The following is a 17499-nucleotide window of genomic DNA, read 5'->3' as shown; positions in this document are numbered from 1 at the left end:
GTATACCGGCCCGCTGGAAAACATCCTGCCGCGCCAACAAGATCGCCCGGAAACTGCCTTGCGTGATAAAACGGGGGTTCTTATATACGCCGCAACGTCGCGGAGCAGCATTTGCAACTCTGCAATGCGGCATTTTCTTGAGAACAGGGGCTGTTGCACGGAACGCCTCAGTGGGTCCTGGCAGTCTGCTTAGCGGAGAGAATAAATGGCAAAAGTAATCGGTATCGACCTCGGAACGACAAATTCCTGTGTCTCCGTCATGGACGGCAAGGATGCGAAGGTAATCGAGAACGCCGAGGGCTCGCGTACGACCCCTTCGATCGTGGCGTTCACGGATTCGGATGAGCGACTGGTCGGCCAGCCGGCAAAACGGCAGGCGGTGACCAATCCCGAAAACACGCTGTTCGCGATCAAGCGTCTCATTGGTCGCCGCTTCGAGGATCCCACGGTCGAGAAGGACAAGAAGCTCGTCCCCTACAAGATCGTGAAGGCCGATTCCGGGGATGCCTGGGTCGAAGCCCAGGGCAAGCAGTATTCGCCCTCGCAGATCTCGGCCATGATCCTTCAGAAGATGAAGGAAACCGCTGAATCCTATCTCGGTGAGAAGGTGGAGAAGGCGGTCATCACCGTTCCTGCCTACTTCAACGACGCTCAGCGCCAGGCCACCAAGGACGCGGGCAAGATCGCCGGCCTCGAGGTGCTGCGCATCATCAACGAGCCGACTGCGGCAGCGCTCGCCTATGGCCTCGACAAGAAGGAAGGCAAGACCATCGCTGTCTACGACCTTGGCGGCGGTACCTTCGATATCTCCATCCTGGAGATCGGCGACGGCGTGTTCGAGGTGAAGTCGACCAATGGCGACACCTTCCTCGGCGGTGAAGACTTCGACATGCGTCTGGTCAACTATCTCGCCGATGAGTTCAAGAAGGAGCAGGGCATCGACCTGAAGAACGACAAGCTCGCTCTCCAGCGCCTGAAAGAGGCTGCGGAGAAGGCCAAGATCGAGCTGTCGTCCTCCTCACAGACGGAGGTCAATCTGCCCTTCATCACGGCCGATCAGTCCGGTCCGAAGCACCTTGCGATCAAGCTTACGCGCGCCAAGTTCGAGAACCTGGTCGAAGACCTCATCAAGCGCACCGTCGAGCCCTGCAAGGCAGCTCTCAAGGATGCCGGCATCAATGCAGGCGAGATCGACGAAGTGGTTCTGGTCGGCGGCATGACCCGCATGCCCAAGGTCCAGGAGACGGTGAAGAACTTTTTCGGCAAGGAACCGCACAAGGGCGTCAACCCGGATGAAGTGGTCGCCATGGGTGCTGCCATCCAGGCCGGCGTTCTGCAGGGCGATGTCAAGGACGTGCTGCTGCTCGACGTGACGCCGCTTTCGCTCGGCATCGAGACGCTGGGTGGCGTCTTTACGCGCCTTATCGACCGCAACACGACGATCCCGACCAAGAAGAGCCAGGTTTTCTCGACCGCCGAGGACAATCAGAACGCCGTCACGATCCGCGTCTTCCAGGGCGAACGCGAGATGGCGGCCGACAACAAGATGCTTGGCCAGTTCGATCTGGTGGGCATTCCCCCGGCACCGCGCGGCGTACCGCAGGTGGAGGTCACCTTCGACATCGATGCCAACGGCATCGTCAATGTCTCGGCCAAGGACAAGGGCACAGGCAAGGAGCAGCAGATCCGCATCCAGGCCTCCGGTGGCCTCTCCGACGACGAGATCGAAAAGATGGTCAAGGACGCCGAGGCCAATGCCGAGGCCGACAAGAAGCGCCGCGAAACCGTCGAGGTGAAGAACCAGGGCGAGGCGCTGGTCCATTCCTCGGAGAAGTCGCTCAAGGATTATGGCGAGAAGGTTTCCGAAGATGATCGCAAGGCCATCGAGGACGCCATCGCCGGTTTGAAAACGGCGCTCGAGGGCGACGACGTCGAGGATATCAAGGCCAAGACGACGGCGCTTGCCGAAGCTTCCATGAAGCTCGGCCAGGCCATGTATGAAGCGCAGCAGACCGACAGCGGCGACGGTGAAGGCGGTGGTGAAGCCTCCGCCAAGTCCGACGACGATGTCGTGGACGCGGACTTTGAGGAAATCGACGAGGACGACAAGAAGTCGGCCTGATTCCATGGTGCCAGCAGACCAGGGGTAGGGCTCGGGTGGTTTGCACCCGGGCCTTTTCTGCACCGTAAAGCGCGCCCGTGGGCAAATGCTGCCGCCGGCGCCGAGGACAGGATCCCCATCCGGTGCCGGCCCCGCGCATCAATCTGGCAAAATCCCGCAGACTATGGCATTTGACCGCCTCAGCACCTAAATTTCGAAAACCGAACGGAATGCGAAAGCCGCTCCGGCCAACAAGCGAGTCGTGAATTCATGAAGGCAGATTTTTACGAGACGCTCAGCGTGTCGAGAAACGCCGACGAAAAAGAACTCAAGAGCGCCTTCCGCAAGCTCGCCATGCGCTATCACCCGGACAAGAATCCAGGCGATGGCGAAGCCGAGAAGAAGTTTAAGGAAATCAACGAGGCCTACGAGACCCTGCGCGACCCGCAAAAGCGCGCGGCCTACGATCGTTTCGGCCACGCCGCTTTCGAGAATGGCGGCATGGGCAGCCGCGGCTTCGGCCAGCAAGGATTTGGCGGCGGCGGTTTCGCCGACATCTTCGAGGATATTTTCGGCGACATGATGGGTAGCGGCGGGCGTCGCCGCTCCGGCGGGCGCGACCGCGGCGCGGACCTTCGCTACAATATGGAAATCACGCTCGAGGAGGCATTCACCGGCAAGACGGCGCAGATCCATGTGCCCACATCGGTTACCTGCGACGACTGCTCGGGCTCCGGCGCAAAGCCCGGTACGTCCCCTGTTCAATGCTCCATGTGCCACGGCGCCGGGCGCGTGCGCGCCGCCCAAGGCTTCTTCTCGATCGAGCGCACCTGCCCGCAGTGCCAGGGGCGCGGCCAGACCATTCAGGATCCCTGCGCCAAATGCTCCGGCCAGGGGCGTATCACCGAGGAGCGCTCTCTCTCGGTGAACATTCCCGCCGGCATCGAGGACGGCACGCGAATCAGGCTTGCCAGCGAAGGCGAAGCAGGGTTGCGCGGCGGTCCCTCTGGTGATCTCTACATCTTCCTTTCGGTCAAGCCGCACGAGTTTTTCCAGCGCGACGGCGCGGACCTTTACTGCAAAGTGCCGATCTCCATGACCACGGCCGCCCTCGGCGGCGCCTTCGAAGTCGCGACCCTCGACGGCACCCAGACGCGCGTGAAAGTGCCAGAAGGCACCCAGAACGGCCGCCAATTCCGCTTGCGCGGCAAGGGCATGCCGGTTCTGCGGCAACCGCAGATCGGCGATCTCTATATACAAGTCGCAGTGGAAACCCCGCAGAACCTGACGAGGAAGCAGCGGGAGTTGTTGGAGGAGTTCGAAACCATTTCCTCCAACGAAAACAGCCCGCAGTCTGCAGGATTCTTCACCCGGATGAAGGATATCTTCGAGTCCTTCGGCGAGTGATGCTTGCGATGCCGAGCCAAACCGGGCGATAGTCCCGCCCCAAGGAGAAGCACTATGGGCAAGGGTCTGGACATGCGTAGAGCACTCGCCGAAAGGTTCGACGAGGAGCTGCGCTTTTTCAAGGGCTGGATCGACAAGCCCAAGGCCGTGGGCTCCATTATTCCGACCAGCGGCATCACGGCCCGGCGCATGGCCTCCGTTGTCCGGCCCGAATCCGACGATGCCGTTCTGGAGCTCGGCCCCGGCACCGGCGTCATCACGCGCGCCATACTGGAACGCGGCGTCAAGCCTGAAAACCTGATCTCGATCGAGTATTCCGCCGAGTTCGTGACGCGGCTGCGCGCCGATTATCCCGACGTCAACTTCGTCCATGGCAGCGCCTTCGATCTCGATCAGGCCTTGGCGCCCTGGAAAGGCCGCCGCTTCGACTGTGTGGTTTCCGCGATCCCGCTGCTGAATTTCCCTTTGCCGGAGCGGGTCGCCTTGGTGGAGCGGTTGCTGGACCTGCTGCCGCTGGGCCGCCCGATCGTACAGATCACCTATGGCGCACTGTCGCCCGTGCCTGCAGGCAAGGGCAGCTATACCGTCAAGCACTTCGACTTCGTCGTGCGCAACATACCGCCGGCGCAATTGTGGATATATCGGCGCTCGGAACAGTAGAACGGCCTGGAAGGAAATTGCTCATGACGCCGCGTATCCTGGTCTTTGCGGGCTCGACCCGCAGCGGAGCCTTGAGCGGGAAGACTGCAGATGCGGCGATGAAGGAACTGGCCCTCCTGGGCGCCGATGTAACGCGCATTTCGCTTGCCGATTACCCTCTGCCTCTCATGGACCAGGACCTGGAGCGCGAGAAGGGCATCCCCGAAAGCGCCGTGAAGCTGGCCCATATGATCAGCGCCCACGACGGCATTCTGATCGCCACACCCGAATATAACTCGTCTCTCCCGCCGCTGCTGAAGAACGCCATCGACTGGGTGAGCCGTGTCAAGGCCGACCCGCAGGGCCGCTCGATGCGCGCCTTCAGCGGCAAGACTGTCGCCCTTTGCTCGTCGTCCAATGGAAATTTCGCAGGCATACGCTCCATCAACCATCTGCGCGCGGTGCTGGTGCACTGCCAGGCGGAAGTACTCACGTCCCAATGTTCCGTGCCGCGCGCGCAGGAGGCCTTCGACGAGAAGGGGGATTTCATCGAGGACCGTTTGAAGAACGCGATGACGAAGACCTGTCGCGCGCTCATTGAACATGCGCGCATCTTTTCCACCCGCGCAGAGGTCTGAGACAATGGACGAGAACATGCGCAACCGTTTGATCGTTGGCCTCGATCTGCCGAACATCGGCGAGGCCGAGAAAGCAGTCGCCGAACTTGGCGACGCCGCTTCCTTCTACAAGATCGGCTACCAGCTCGCCTTTGCCGGCGGCCTCGATTTCGCCAGCGAGCTAGCCCAATCCGGCAAGAACGTCTTCCTAGACATGAAGCTGCTCGACATCGACAACACGGTGGCCAAGGGTGTGGAAAACATCGCCCGCACGGGCGTGACCATGCTGACGCTGCATGCTTATCCCAAGGCGATGCGCGCCGCGGTTGAGGCCGCGCGGGGCTCCGGCCTGTGCCTGCTTGGTGTCACCGTGCTGACATCGATGGACGAGGCCGATCTGGTCGAAGCGGGTTATGAATACGATCCGCATAGTCTGGTCTTGCGCCGCGCCGAGCAGGTGCGCGACGCCGGCATGGGCGGCATAGTCTGCTCCGCAGCGGAGGCGCAGGGGGTGCGCGCAATAGTTGGGCCGGAAATGGCGGTCGTCACTCCCGGCATCCGGCCCGCGGGTGCGGCTGCCGGCGATCAGAAACGCGTGCTGACGCCGGCGGATGCCATCCGCGCCGGCGCGAGCCATCTAGTGGTTGCCCGCCCCATCGTCGGCGCGCCCGATCGCCGGGCCGCCGCCCTTGCCATTCTTGAAGAAATGGACGGGGCTGCAACAAAGGCCTGACTTGCTATCGGGATATGGGGAGGATTGAATAAATGCCCAAAGCCTACTGGATCGCCCATGTCGATGTGCGCGACGCCGAGCGCTACAAGGACTATGTCTCCACCGCCAAGCCGGCATTCGAGCGCTACGGTGCGAAGTTCCTGGCGCGTGGCGGAGCCTATGAAGCGTTGGAAGGCCGGTGCCGCGGACGTAATGTCGTCATAGAGTTTCCATCCCTACAGGCTGCGAAAGATTGCTACAACTCGGTCGAGTACCAGGCGGCCAAGGCAATTCGGCAGGAGGTGGCGGATGCCGAAATGATTCTCGTCCAGGGTTACGAGGGCTGAGGGCCAGATCGTTTGTACACTGCCTATGTGTTGCATTGCAGCAAAGGCATGGTACTCTCCACTTGAGGTCGCAGTGAATGCGCATGCCGCGTTCCGCCCGGTGGCCGTGGAAAATTGATCAGGCAATGTATTATCAGCTATATGAATTCCATCATGCGGCGATCCAGCCCGCCCGCGCCTACGCAGATGCCATAAGGCTGTTTTACTCGAATCCCTTCAATCCCGCCGCCAGCACAGCCTGGGGCCGCTCCATCGCGGCCACGGCCGAGATGTTCGAACGCACCACGCGTCGTTACGCCAAGCCGAAATTCGGCATCGAGGAGACGACTGTCGACGGCAGGCAGGTTGGGGTTCACGAGCATGTCGTGTGGCAAAAGCCGTTCTGCCGGCTCATCCGCTTCGAGCGCGACCTGCCAGCGGGCTCGAACCCGGGTCCTAAACTTCTTGTCGTTGCGCCGATGTCGGGCCACTACGCCACTTTGCTGCGCGGCACCGTCGAGGCGATGTTGCCGAATGCCGACGTCTATATCACTGACTGGACCGACGCCCGCATGGTGCCGCTATCCGACGGTCGGTTCGATCTCGATGACTATATCGACTACATCATCGACATGTTTGCCGTGCTGGGCCCCCAGGCCAGCGTTATGGCCGTCTGCCAACCGTCGGTGCCGGTGCTGGCGGCGATTGCGCTGATGGAAGGCCGAGGTGACCGGAACCTTCCCGCTTCGATGATCCTGATGGGGGGCCCCATCGACACCCGCCGCAACCCCACAGCGGTGAACGAGCTGGCCGAGGAACGAGGCATCGACTGGTTCCGCGAGAATGTCATCATGCAGGTGCCATGGCCCAATCCGGGCTTCATGCGTGAGGTCTATCCCGGCTTCCTGCAGCTTTCGGGTTTCATGAGCATGAACCTCGATCGGCACATCATCGCGCACAAGGAGTTCTTCATGCACCTTGTGGAGAACGACGGCGATTCGGCCGAGAAGCACCGCGATTTCTACGACGAGTACTTGGCGGTGATGGACCTCACCGCCGAGTTCTACCTGCAGACGGTGGATACGGTTTTTGTCAAACACGCGCTGCCCAAGGGCGAGATGATGCACCGGAACGAGCGGGTCGAGCCGGCCGCCATCTCCAGGGTCGCGCTTTTGACGATCGAGGGCGAAAAGGACGACATTTCCGGGCTTGGCCAGACCGAGGCCGCGCACGATCTATGTGTCAACATTCCGCAATCGCGCCGCAGCCATTATGTCCAGCCATCCGTCGGACACTACGGAGTGTTCAATGGCTCGCGCTTCCGGGCGCAGATCGTGCCCCGCATTGTTGAATTCATATCGGCGAGCACCACGGCCGGGGCGAATCAGCGCAAAACGCCGGCTCGCCCGCGGCGTGCCAAGTCGAGGTAGGCCCAGGGCTGACCGAACGCCCCCAGCTATAGCAATCGTGCAACATGCGCGGCGAAATGTGAGCCTTTCAAGAAGGTTCGGGTGCATGCTTTCAAAAAGAAATTGACAGCCCCCTCCCCTGCTTCGTTAACATCGCGTTAATGAAAAGAAATAAACGGGGAGCGGCATAATGGCTGCTGGGCGGGCGGTTCTTGGAACCGCAGTGGGATTGTTCGTGGTCATCAGCCTGACCGTAGGCCAGGTGGGGGCGATGGGGCTGATGGCGACGGGCGGCTACACCTCCCAGCCCATCGGACACTATGAGTTCTGCAAGAAGACACCTCGCGAATGCGCCCAGAGACCGCGCGATAACGGGCCGGAACGGATGAGCGAGGGCCTCATGCGCCGGCTTGCCTCCGTCAATCGCTCGGTCAATAATTCCATCAAGCCCTTGAATGACATCGATATCTACGGCGTCGACGAGGTCTGGACCTATCCTTCGAAAGGGGCCGGGGACTGCGAGGATTTCGTTCTCGAGAAGCGCCGGCAGCTCAGCGCCAAGGGTATTTCATTGGCCAATCTTCTCATAACCGTTGTGCGCAAGCGCGACGGAGAAGGCCATGCCGTCCTGACCGTGAGGACCGACGAGGGCGATTATATCCTCGACAATCTGCGCAATGACGTGAAGCTGTGGAGTCATACCGGCTACCGATACCTCAAGCGTCAGGCAAGCAACCACACCGGCCGCTGGGTAACACTGCGCGATGAAAACAACCTTCTGGTCGGTGCGGTGAGCCAGTAAAGCCGTTCCTATGGGTGCTCCAACTCCTTGAATCTACGCGTCGTGCTTTCGAAATCGATTCCGATTTTCGGGTTATGCGGTGGCGTTGCGCAATCAGATATTCTCGCCCGACTTCGGCATAAATGCGGAAAAAATACAGGCTGCGTACGGTCTCAGGCAGCCCTGGCCAGCCGCTGGCCGGCCATACGATACGAGATGGCTTCGGCAAGGTGAATCCGGCCCACATGCTCGGCTCCCTCGAGGTCGGCCAGCGTTCGCGCAACTTTGAGGACGCGATGGTAGGCGCGGGCCGACAGGGCGAGTTTCTCGCTGACTTCCTGCAAAAGCGCGGCGCCGGCATCGTCCGGCCTGGCGATATCCTCAATCATGGCCGCTGAGCAGCGGGCGTTTGTCGTCCAGGTTGGCAGTCCGAGCGCAGTGAAGCGCTCCCGTTGTGCATCGCGCGCCGCAGCCACACGCTGGGCAACCGTCGCGCTGTCTTCAGCCTTCTCGTGACGGATCAGATCGCCGGCGCTGACGGCCGGCACTTCGATTCGCAGGTCGATCCGGTCGAGCAGCGGCCCGGAGATGCGCGCCTGGTAATCGGTCTGGCAGCGCGGCCCGCGAGCACAGTTGTGTCCCGGTTCTCCCGCCATCCCGCAGCGGCAGGGGTTCATTGCGGCCACGAGTTGTATCTGTGCAGGATAGCTGATCCGGTGATTGGCACGGGCAATCACGCATTCACCGCTTTCGAGCGGCTGCCGCAGGGAATCCAGCACCTGCGGCGTGAACTCCGGCAGCTCATCGAGAAACAGAACGCCATGATGGGACAACGACGCCTCGCCGGGCCTCGCCCGCAGGCCGCCGCCCACCATTGCCGCCATGGAGGCCGAATGATGCGGCGCGCGGAACGGCCTGCGATCGGAAAGCCGCCCGTCCGCCAACTCGCCAGCGATAGAGGATACCATGGAGACTTCCAGGAGTTCCTTGGGTGAAAGCGGCGGCAGGATCGACGGCAGCCGTTGTGCAAGCATCGACTTGCCCGCGCCGGGAGGTCCAATCATGAGTAGATTGTGGCCGCCGGCCGCGGCCACCTCGAGCGCACGTTTGGCGCTTTCCTGGCCCTTGATGTCGGCGAGGTCCGGCAGATTGACCAATGCGGGCCGCATGGCGGTTTCGGGACGGCTCATGACCTGCGTGCCGCGAAAATGATTGGCGAGCGCAATCAGGCTCCGTGGCGCGAGAATGTCGATCTCCGCGCCGGCCCACGCCGCCTCCGCGCCGCAATCATGCGGGCAGATCAGCCCCCGCCCCATCGCGTTTGCGCCGATCGCCGCGGGCAGGACGCCAGCCACGCGGGCGACGGTACCGTCGAGCCCCAATTCGCCCAATACGACATAGCCGCTCAAGGCATCGCCGGGCACTGCCCCAAGCGCAGCCATCAGCCCAAGCGCGATAGGAAGATCATAATGGCTTCCTTCCTTGGGCAGATCGGCTGGCGCCAGATTGACTGTCACCTTCTTGGGCGGCATCGAAAGTCCAGAGGCATGGAGCGCCGCCTGCACTCGTTCGCGGCTTTCCGCCACCGCCTTGTCGCCCAGCCCCACGATATGCATGCCCATCTTGCCGGGCGCCACCATCACCTGAACGTCCACGGGCACCGCCTCGATCCCCTGGAACGCAATCGTCCGCACGCGCGAAACCATGATCTGCTACCCCCTACCCCGCAGATAGACGCACCGGCCCCCTCACGCCTGCCCTGAGATCCACGGCGTGCGCCAGCTTTGAAATACAAGCACAGATTGCAGGGCACATCAAGAACATTAAGGGAACGAGATGCACCGCAAGATTGTGGCGCAGTTGCGGCAGGTTGCAGGAGCGGAACATCCCCTTGCTGCTCCGCCGATGGCCTCTACACCGCTTTGCGCCGCGCCTCCACCGCATCCCAGAAGAGTGCTGCCACGTCGGCACCGCCGAATCTTTGCACCTCGCGCACGCCCGTGGGGGAGGTCACGTTGATCTCCGTGAGATAACCTCCGATGACATCGATGCCGACGAGCACGAAGCCGCGCTCGCGCAGCGCCGGGCCGATACGCGCGCATATCTCGCGCTCACGGTCGGTAATGTCGGTCGCTTCCGCACGCCCGCCCACATGCATGTTGGAGCGGGAATCATGCTCGGCGGGCACCCGGTTGATGGCGCCCACCGGCTCACCCTCGATGAGCAGGATGCGCTTGTCCCCGCCACGCACTTCCTTCAAGTAGCGCTGCACGATAAACGGCTCACGGAAGGTCTGGGTGAACAACTCAAGTAAGGCCGCCAGGTTACGGTCCGCTTCCTGCAGGTGAAAGATGCCAGCGCCGCCATTGCCATAGAGCGGCTTTACGATGATGTCGCCGTGCTTTTTGCGAAAGGCGTCAACTTCTCTTGGATCGCGGGTGATCAGCGTATCCGGCATCAGGTCGCAGAACTCGGTGACAAAGATCTTTTCCGGGCTGTTGCGCACCCAGGCGGGGTCGTTGACCACGAGCGTTCCGGGGTGCACGCGGTCCAGGATATGCGTGGAGGTGATGTAGTGCATATCAAAGGGCGGGTCCTGGCGCAGCAGCACGACATCCATCTCGGAAAGGTCGGTGCGTACTGCATCGCCCAGGGTGAAATGGTTGCCTGCCTCGTCGCGCACCTGAAGCGGCTCCAGGATTGCGAATGCCTTGTCACCCAGCTGCGAGAGCCGGTCCGGCGTGTAGTGGAAAAGCTGGTGCCCGCGCTTCTGCGCCTCCAGCGCCAGCGCGAATGTCGTGTCGCCGGCGATCGAGACACTTGCGATATGGTCCATCTGGAAGGCGGTTTTCAGCGGCATCGGCTGGAGTACTCCATGCGCGTTGGGGAAGGCCGGCAGATGACGCCGGGCTCGTGCGCCTGTCAAGCGGACATCATTCTCGATGCTGGCGGCGTTGTGCACACGAAAATGTTGTTTTCGATACTCTTCCTAAACATTTGGTCTTCATCCTCCGCCCCAATGACCTTGAAATCACAGGGAAATAACATGAAGGCCCCGCTGGGACACGGGTTGACGGCAGGCTTTTCGGGCGAAGGGATGAGCCTGACCGACCCTCTGACGGGGCTGGGCAACACGCATCGCTTTTTCGACAAGGTCAATCGCCTGATTGCCGATCGCGCCGACGACCCGGCGCCTTTCGCCATCGGCGTGCTCGACCTCGACGGCTTCAAGCCTATCAACGATCTCTTCGGGCGCACCGCCGGTGACGAGATTTTGCAGCAGGTGGCCATGCGCCTGCGCGCCGCGATGGACGATCATTCGACGGTCACACGCATCGGCGCCGATGAGTTCGCATTTCTCTACCCTATGGTTTTCAGCGAGGAAGCGGCCGCGGATCGGGCGAAGATGTTGATCGAGATTCTCTCGGCGCCGTACGATGTGGGCCACCGCACGGCCAGGCTCTCCGCTTCGGCCGGCTGCTCGCTTTTCTATACGGAGGAGGAGACGACCGAGCTTCTCCTGTCGAAGGCCGAGACGGCCCTTTACCAGGCCAAGCGCTCCGGCCGTGGCGCGGTGGTCGTCTATACCCGCGAAATGGAAGAGGCGGCCAAGCGGGTAACACGCATAGAACAGGCGCTGAGACGCGCAGTGGCGGCCGGCGAGGTGGAAGCTCATTTCCAGCCTATCGTCGACCTGGAAACCCGTCGAACCGTCGGGTTCGAGACGCTGGCACGCTGGACCGATCACGATCTGGGCTTCATCTCGCCGGTGACATTCATTCCGATCGCGGAGGAACGCGGCATTATCGGACCGCTTTCCCAGCTTCTGCTGCGCAAGGCAACCGAGGCAGCGCGCGACTGGCCGGAAGATCTGTTCCTGTCCTTCAACCTGTCACCGTCGCAATTGGTGGATCACAATACCGGCCTGCAGATTCTTGCGATATTGGAGCGCACCGGTTTCGATCCAAGCCGGTTGGAGATCGAAATCACGGAGACCGGGCTGATGTCCGATCCGGCGTCGGCGGAAAAGATCGTCGAGGATCTGCGGCGCATGGGCATCCGCATTTCCCTGGACGATTTCGGCACCGGGCAATCCAGTCTCGGCCGCCTGCGTGACGTCAAGTTTGACAAACTCAAGATCGACCGCGCCTTCGTCTCGTCCATTCTCAACGACCGGCCTTCCGAACACATCATTCGTGCCATTCTCGCCATGTGCGAAGGACTTGGCATGGAAGTCGTGGCTGAAGGCATCGAGGAGGAGGCGCAGGCCGAAAGGCTGATCCAGTTCGGCTGCACGGGCGGGCAGGGCTATCTGTTCGGCAAGCCCAAGAACGCCGAGGCGACGCTCGGCTATCTGCGGTCGCGCCCTGCGACGCAATAGCCCAAGGTGGCCGTCTGAAAGGCGATCCACTGGCGGCGGGCCGTCGGTTGGATCGCTATCGCCTTTGACTATGTCTGATAGAGCCCGGTTATCGGTTTTGGCTTTCCATGCCCGCACATTGCGCTAGATATCGGACTTGCCGCCACCCGGCGCGGCAACAGTATTTCATTCAGGGAGTTGTCATACATGAGTCATGGCCGATTTGGAGATCTTGAAGGCGCGTCGGTGTTGATCACCGGCGGAGGCTCAGGTATCGGCGCCGCGTTGACGGAAGGATTTGTCGCCCAGGGCGCCAGAACCGCTTTCATCGATATTAATGCGGAGGCCGGCCAAAGCCTGGTGGATCGGCTGGGCGCGGACCATGACGACGCGCCGCTGTTCCTGCGCGCAGATCTGCGTGACATAGAAGCGCTGCGTGCGGCCGTCGCCGAGGCGGTGGAGAAGCATGGTCCGATCTCCGTCCTCGTCAACAATGCCGCCTGGGACGACCGGCATCAGATCGAGGATGTCACGCCCGAATATTGGGACAAGAACCAGTCGATCAATCTCCGCCACCAGTTCTTCGCCGTACAGGCAGTGACGCCGGGCATGAAAAAGGCCGGCCGCGGCTCGATCGTCAATTTCACCTCAACATCCTACATGATGAATCTCGGAACCCTGCCGGCCTACACGGCGGCCAAGGGCGGGGTTGTCGGGCTTACCAAGGGGCTCGCGGGCGCGCTCGGCCCTCACGGTATCCGCGTCAACGCCATTGCGCCGGGCTGGGTGATGACCGAGCGTCAGAAGCAGCTTTGGGTAACGGACGAGGGTTTGCAGGATACACTGCAGCAGCAATGCCTCAAGCGACTCCTGCAGCCTGAAGACATGGTTGGACCCTGCCTGTTCCTGGCCTCCGAGGCATCCGCTGGCATGACGGCGCAGACCATGATCGTCGATGGAGGCATTCAATGAGCAGCACCGGCGTTTCCGTCCTTTGCGATATCGCCTGTGAGCTCGGCGAGGGACCTGCCTACGATCCAGCGGCCGATACGCTTTTCTGGTTCGACATTCTCGGCCGGAAGCTGATCGAGTTGCCGCTGGCCACGGGCAAGACCGACCAGCACGAGCTGCCCGTCATGGCCAGCGCACTCGCCATGGTCGACCATGCCCGCCAGCTCCTGGTGACGGAAACGGGACTCCAGCTGCGTGACCGCAACAGCGGTGAACTGACGATGCTGCAGGAAGTGGAGGCAGACCGGCCAGACATGCGCTCCAACGACGCCCGCGTGCATCCCTGTGGCGCGCTGTGGTTCGGCACGATGGGCAAGATGGCGGCGGAGGGGGCCGGTGCCATCTACTGGTTCTACAAGGGCGAGCTGCGCTGCCTCTTCCCGCGCATCACCATTCCCAACTCGATCTGCTTTTCGCCGGATGGCGCGATCGCGTTCTTTGCCGACACCCATGAAAACCGCCTTTATCGCGTCGCCTGCGATCCCGAACTCGGCCTGCCGGTCGATGATCCGATCCTGACGGTCGAAGGCAACGAGATGGCGGGCGGTATCGACGGTTCGGTCGTCGACGCGGAAGGCACGCTCTGGAACGCGCGCTGGGGCGGCGGGCGCATCGATGCCTGGTCCTCGGCGGGCGAGTTCATCCGCAGCATCGAGATGCCCGCCAGCCGGATGACGTGCCCGGTCTTCATCGGCCCTGACGCCGGCCGCATGGCCGTGACGAGCGCCCGTGAAGGTTTGAGCCGCGAGGAACTCGAGGCTGACCCTGACGCCGGCCGGACCTTCGTTCTTGAGCAGTCATTCAACGGCCGCTTCGATCCCCCGGTAGCGCTTTAGCTCGCGCGATAGCGGATAGTTTCGAAACGGGTCGAAAGGGCATCGTATATGAGGAGGCGGCCGATCAGAGGCTCGCCTGTGCCGGTGATCAGTTTGATCGCCTCCATGGCCTGTAGCGAACCCATGACACCGGTGAGGGCGCCGACAATGCCGGCCTCGGCGCAAGATGGCACCATGCCCGGCGGCGGGGCTTCGGGGAAAAGATCGCGGAAGGAGGGCAGGCGCACACCATCCTTGTCACGGGCGAAGGGCTTAAGCACGGTGACGGTGCCGTCGAAGCGGCCGACGGCGGCAGTCACCAGCGGCTTTTCAGCTGCTGCGCAGGCGTCGGCCAGTGCGTAGCGGGCCTCGAAATTGTCGGAGCCGTCGACCGCCAGATCATATTGCGCGACCAGTAGTTGGGCGTTGCCGGCATCGAGGCGCATCTCATGCGCTTCGACATTTACATGCGGGTTGAGGCGACCGATAGCCTGGCGCGCGCTGCGAGTCTTGAGCGTGCCGATGGTGTCTGCGCCGTGGATGACCTGGCGCTGCAGGTTGGAAAGCGACACGGTGTCGTCGTCGACGATACCCAGGGTGCCCACGCCTGCGGCTGCCAGATATTGTAGCACCGGGGCGCCGAGGCCGCCTGCGCCCAGCACCAGGACACGCGCCTTTTTCAGCCTCTGCTGGCCCGCACCGCCTATTTCTGGCAGCACGATGTGCCGCGCGTAGCGCTCCAGTTCTTCGTCGCTCAGCTTGGTTCGATCATTCATGGCGGGCACAATAGGGCAATTTGGCGAAAGGGGGAGCGGGTTTTCCGCTCGCAATTGCTTCAAGCGCCGGCATGATCTGCTCGTCAGTTCTCATCGGTGGGACGAACCGTGCCGGCCGAGACGGTCCAGAAGCTCGCCCTGCTCCGAAGGCTCTCGAATAGCTGCGGCTCGGTGCCTGTCATGAAGGCCTGACAGTTGAGCTCTTCCAGTATGTCGAACAGCCCGGCGCGCCGCTCGGCATCGAAATGCGCGGCGATCTCGTCGAGAAGGAGCACCGGCGCTGTGCCGGAAAGCTCCGCGGTCAGCCTTGCATGAGCCAGTACAAGTCCCAGGAGGAGCGCCTTCTGCTCACCCGTGGAACAGCTTGCCGCCGGCATGTCCTTGGGCGCGTGGTGCACCAGGAGCTCGGTGCGGTGCGGACCTTCCAGCGCACGTCCGGCAGCGCGGTCGCGGCCGCGCTCAGCGGCCAGACGCAGACGGAAGTCTTCCTCGATGTCGACAGCGGGGCGCGATCCCATCTGCGCATCCACCGTGCCGTCGAGCGCGATCCTGGCCTTGGGAAAGGGCCCCTCGGCCGGCAGCCGCTCGATCATCGCGGCGAGGAGGCGGACCATCTCGTGGCGGGCAGCGGCGATGGCGACACCGGTTTCGGCCATCTGCGTTTCGATGGCGGCGAACCATGCCTCGTCGCGCATGTCGTCTGCAAAAAGCCTGTTGCGGGCACGCATGGCCTTTTCGTAGTCGAGCGCCCGTCGACCATGGGCTGGGTCGATTGCCAGAACCAGCCTGTCGAGGAAGCGGCGGCGGTCGGCAGCCGGTCCGGTGAAGAGCTGGTCCATGGCCGGCGTGACCCATATCACCCGCAGCCATTCCAGCATCGCATCGGCGCTGCGAATCGTCTCGCCATTGATACGCACGCGCCGGGCGGCGGTTTCTCCGGCCGGAGTTACGGCACCCGCCGTACCCGTGCCGATGCTGCATTCGCCGAAAGGTCCCCCGACCTGCGCATGGACGGCAAAGCCGGCATCGGAGCCCGCACGGGCAACGTCTTCAAGCGTCGCACGGCGCAACCCGCGTCCGGGAGAAAGAAAGGAGACTGCTTCCAGAAGATTGGTCTTGCCGGCGCCGTTTTCGCCGGTCAGCACGATTGGGCCGGGCGTCAGCTCCAGCGAGAGCGCGCGATAATTGCGGAAGTCAGTCAGGGAAAGCTTCGTGAGATAAACCCGGGCCGGACGGCGTGCCTCGTTCTCCGGCTGCGTCATGGCGGCAGCGGTCACACCCGCATCGGCATCAGGACATAGAGCGTGTGCATGTCGGACGTATCCTGGATGACTGTCGGGGAGCCTGCATCGGCCAGCATGAAGCGTGCTTCCGTGCCGGAGAGCTGGGCGGCGACATCCAGAAGATAGCGCGCGTTGAACCCGATCTCGATGGGGTCGGAATCATAGGACGCTGCCAGTTCTTCGGTGGCGCTGCCCGAATCCGGATTGTTGACGGTAAGCGTGACCTGTCCTTCCGAGATGGCAAGCTTCACCGCGCGCCCGCGCTCGGAGGAAACCGTCGAAACACGATCGACGGCAGCCGAGAAGCTCTGGCGGTCGATGATCAGCTCCTTGTCATTGCCGGTGGGGATCACGCGCTGATAGTCCGGGAAAGTGCCATCGATGAGCTTGGACGTCAGAACCACACTGCCGATTGTGAAGCGGATCTTGGTATCGGAAAGCTCCACCGTCACCGCCACGTCCGGATCATCGACCAGCTTCTGCAATTCGCCCACGGTCTTGCGCGGGATGATGATGCCGGGCATGCCTTCCGAGCCGGCAGGCGCTTCGAATTCCGCCCGCGCCAGCCGGTGGCCGTCCGTGGCCACGGAGCGCAGCTTCAAGGCGCCGTCGGCCTCCACCGTGTGGAGGTAGATGCCGTTGAGATAATAGCGCGTTTCCTCCGTGGAGATGGCGAACTGAGTCTTTTCGATAAGCCCGCGCAGCGCGGCCGCGTCCATGCGGAATATATGCGAGAACTGGCCGGCGGTGAGCGCCGGAAAATCCCCCTGCGGCAGGCACTGCAGGCGAAAATTCGAACGGCCCGATATGACCGCCATCGCCGTGCCGTTGTCGTCGGTCTTCAGCATCACCTCGGAGCCGTCGGGCAGCTTGCGTACGATGTCGTAGAGAAGATGCGCAGGCACGGTGGTCGCACCGCCCTGCTCGACGGTTGCCTGGGCCGCTTCCGTCACTTCCAGGTCGAGATCGGTCGCCTTCAACTCCAGGCTGGCGCCATCGGCAGCAAGCAGCACGTTCGACAGGATCGGTATTGTGTTGCGCCGCTCCACCACGCGATGAACGTGGCTCAGAGACTTCAGTAGATTTGAGCGTTCCAGAATTACGCGCATGACCTGTCAATCTCGCCCGGAATGAAAACTATCGGCGGAGCAGGGGTGCGCCACCGGCAATCCCATGAAACAGGGATTGGATTCGCTGCAAAGTGACAGGAAATGCAGGAAAAACGCAAGCCCGCGGAATGGCATCGGCCGATTTCCGCGGGC

At 62.3% G+C, this 17499-nt stretch carries 16 protein-coding genes; 11 read left to right on the top strand and 5 right to left on the bottom strand.

Features of this window, described 5'->3' with window-relative positions:
• Window positions 1-205 precede the first annotated feature (205 nt).
• The 8 genes from dnaK (at window position 206) to N1058_RS03830 (ending at window position 8013) form a co-directional block, all read left to right on the top strand.
• Window positions 206-2122, top strand: a complete 1917-nt coding sequence (gene dnaK, locus N1058_RS03865) for a molecular chaperone DnaK (RefSeq protein WP_265516167.1) — start codon at window positions 206-208, stop codon at window positions 2120-2122.
• Window positions 2123-2371: 249 nt separating this feature from the next.
• Complete coding sequence (dnaJ, locus tag N1058_RS03860; protein WP_265516166.1) at window positions 2372-3508, top strand: molecular chaperone DnaJ; 1137 nt, start codon at window positions 2372-2374, stop codon at window positions 3506-3508.
• Between the two features lie 54 nt (window positions 3509-3562).
• Window positions 3563-4168 (top strand): phospholipid N-methyltransferase PmtA, encoded by a 606-nt coding sequence (pmtA, locus tag N1058_RS03855; RefSeq protein ID WP_265516165.1) that lies wholly within the window; start codon window positions 3563-3565, stop codon window positions 4166-4168.
• Window positions 4169-4191: 23 nt separating this feature from the next.
• Window positions 4192-4785: an NADPH-dependent FMN reductase gene (locus N1058_RS03850; RefSeq protein ID WP_265516164.1), complete on the top strand. Its 594-nt coding sequence runs from the start codon at window positions 4192-4194 to the stop codon at window positions 4783-4785.
• Window positions 4786-4801: 16 nt separating this feature from the next.
• On the top strand, window positions 4802-5497 hold the full coding sequence (gene pyrF, locus N1058_RS03845) for an orotidine-5'-phosphate decarboxylase (RefSeq protein WP_420847937.1): 696 nt from the start codon (window positions 4802-4804) through the stop codon (window positions 5495-5497).
• A gap of 32 nt (window positions 5498-5529) precedes the next feature.
• Entirely contained in the window at window positions 5530-5823 is a 294-nt protein-coding gene (locus tag N1058_RS03840; RefSeq protein WP_265516162.1) for a DUF1330 domain-containing protein, read from the top strand.
• Window positions 5824-5948: 125 nt separating this feature from the next.
• Window positions 5949-7232: a polyhydroxyalkanoate depolymerase gene (locus N1058_RS03835; RefSeq protein WP_265516161.1), complete on the top strand. Its 1284-nt coding sequence runs from the start codon at window positions 5949-5951 to the stop codon at window positions 7230-7232.
• A gap of 169 nt (window positions 7233-7401) precedes the next feature.
• Entirely contained in the window at window positions 7402-8013 is a 612-nt protein-coding gene (locus tag N1058_RS03830) for a transglutaminase-like cysteine peptidase (protein ID WP_420847936.1), read from the top strand.
• Window positions 8014-8165: 152 nt separating this feature from the next.
• Here N1058_RS03830 and N1058_RS03825 read toward each other — a convergent pair whose 3' ends face one another.
• The gene (locus tag N1058_RS03825) at window positions 8166-9698 is read right to left on the bottom strand and encodes a YifB family Mg chelatase-like AAA ATPase (RefSeq protein ID WP_265516160.1); all 1533 of its coding nucleotides are present in this window, start codon (window positions 9696-9698) and stop codon (window positions 8166-8168) included.
• Window positions 9699-9904: 206 nt separating this feature from the next.
• Complete coding sequence (gene gshB / locus N1058_RS03820; RefSeq protein ID WP_265516159.1) at window positions 9905-10852, bottom strand: glutathione synthase; 948 nt, start codon at window positions 10850-10852, stop codon at window positions 9905-9907.
• Window positions 10853-11038: 186 nt separating this feature from the next.
• Here gshB and N1058_RS03815 point away from each other — a divergent pair, with 186 nt between their 5' ends.
• From N1058_RS03815 to N1058_RS03805, 3 genes are all read left to right on the top strand, one after another.
• Entirely contained in the window at window positions 11039-12373 is a 1335-nt protein-coding gene (locus tag N1058_RS03815) for a putative bifunctional diguanylate cyclase/phosphodiesterase (protein ID WP_265516158.1), read from the top strand.
• Between the two features lie 186 nt (window positions 12374-12559).
• The gene (locus N1058_RS03810; RefSeq protein WP_265516157.1) at window positions 12560-13324 is read left to right on the top strand and encodes an SDR family NAD(P)-dependent oxidoreductase; all 765 of its coding nucleotides are present in this window, start codon (window positions 12560-12562) and stop codon (window positions 13322-13324) included.
• Window positions 13321-14199: an SMP-30/gluconolactonase/LRE family protein gene (locus N1058_RS03805; protein ID WP_265516156.1), complete on the top strand. Its 879-nt coding sequence runs from the start codon at window positions 13321-13323 to the stop codon at window positions 14197-14199. Before N1058_RS03810 ends, N1058_RS03805 begins: the two co-directional genes overlap by 4 nt.
• Here the strand turns inward: N1058_RS03805 and N1058_RS03800 are convergent.
• The 3 genes from N1058_RS03800 to dnaN form a co-directional block, all read right to left on the bottom strand.
• Entirely contained in the window at window positions 14196-14954 is a 759-nt protein-coding gene (locus N1058_RS03800; RefSeq protein WP_265516155.1) for a molybdopterin-synthase adenylyltransferase MoeB, read from the bottom strand. The genes N1058_RS03805 and N1058_RS03800 overlap by 4 nt on opposite strands.
• A gap of 83 nt (window positions 14955-15037) precedes the next feature.
• Entirely contained in the window at window positions 15038-16216 is a 1179-nt protein-coding gene (recF, locus tag N1058_RS03795) for a DNA replication/repair protein RecF (protein ID WP_265516364.1), read from the bottom strand.
• Between the two features lie 11 nt (window positions 16217-16227).
• Window positions 16228-17346 (bottom strand): DNA polymerase III subunit beta, encoded by a 1119-nt coding sequence (gene dnaN / locus N1058_RS03790; protein ID WP_265516154.1) that lies wholly within the window; start codon window positions 17344-17346, stop codon window positions 16228-16230.
• Between the last annotated feature and the right edge of the window lie 153 nt (window positions 17347-17499).

The sequence above is a fragment of the Nitratireductor luteus genome, assembly GCF_026162365.1.
Taxonomy (GTDB): domain Bacteria; phylum Pseudomonadota; class Alphaproteobacteria; order Rhizobiales; family Rhizobiaceae; genus Chelativorans; species Chelativorans luteus.
This window is presented reverse-complemented; position numbering and strand designations above follow the sequence as displayed.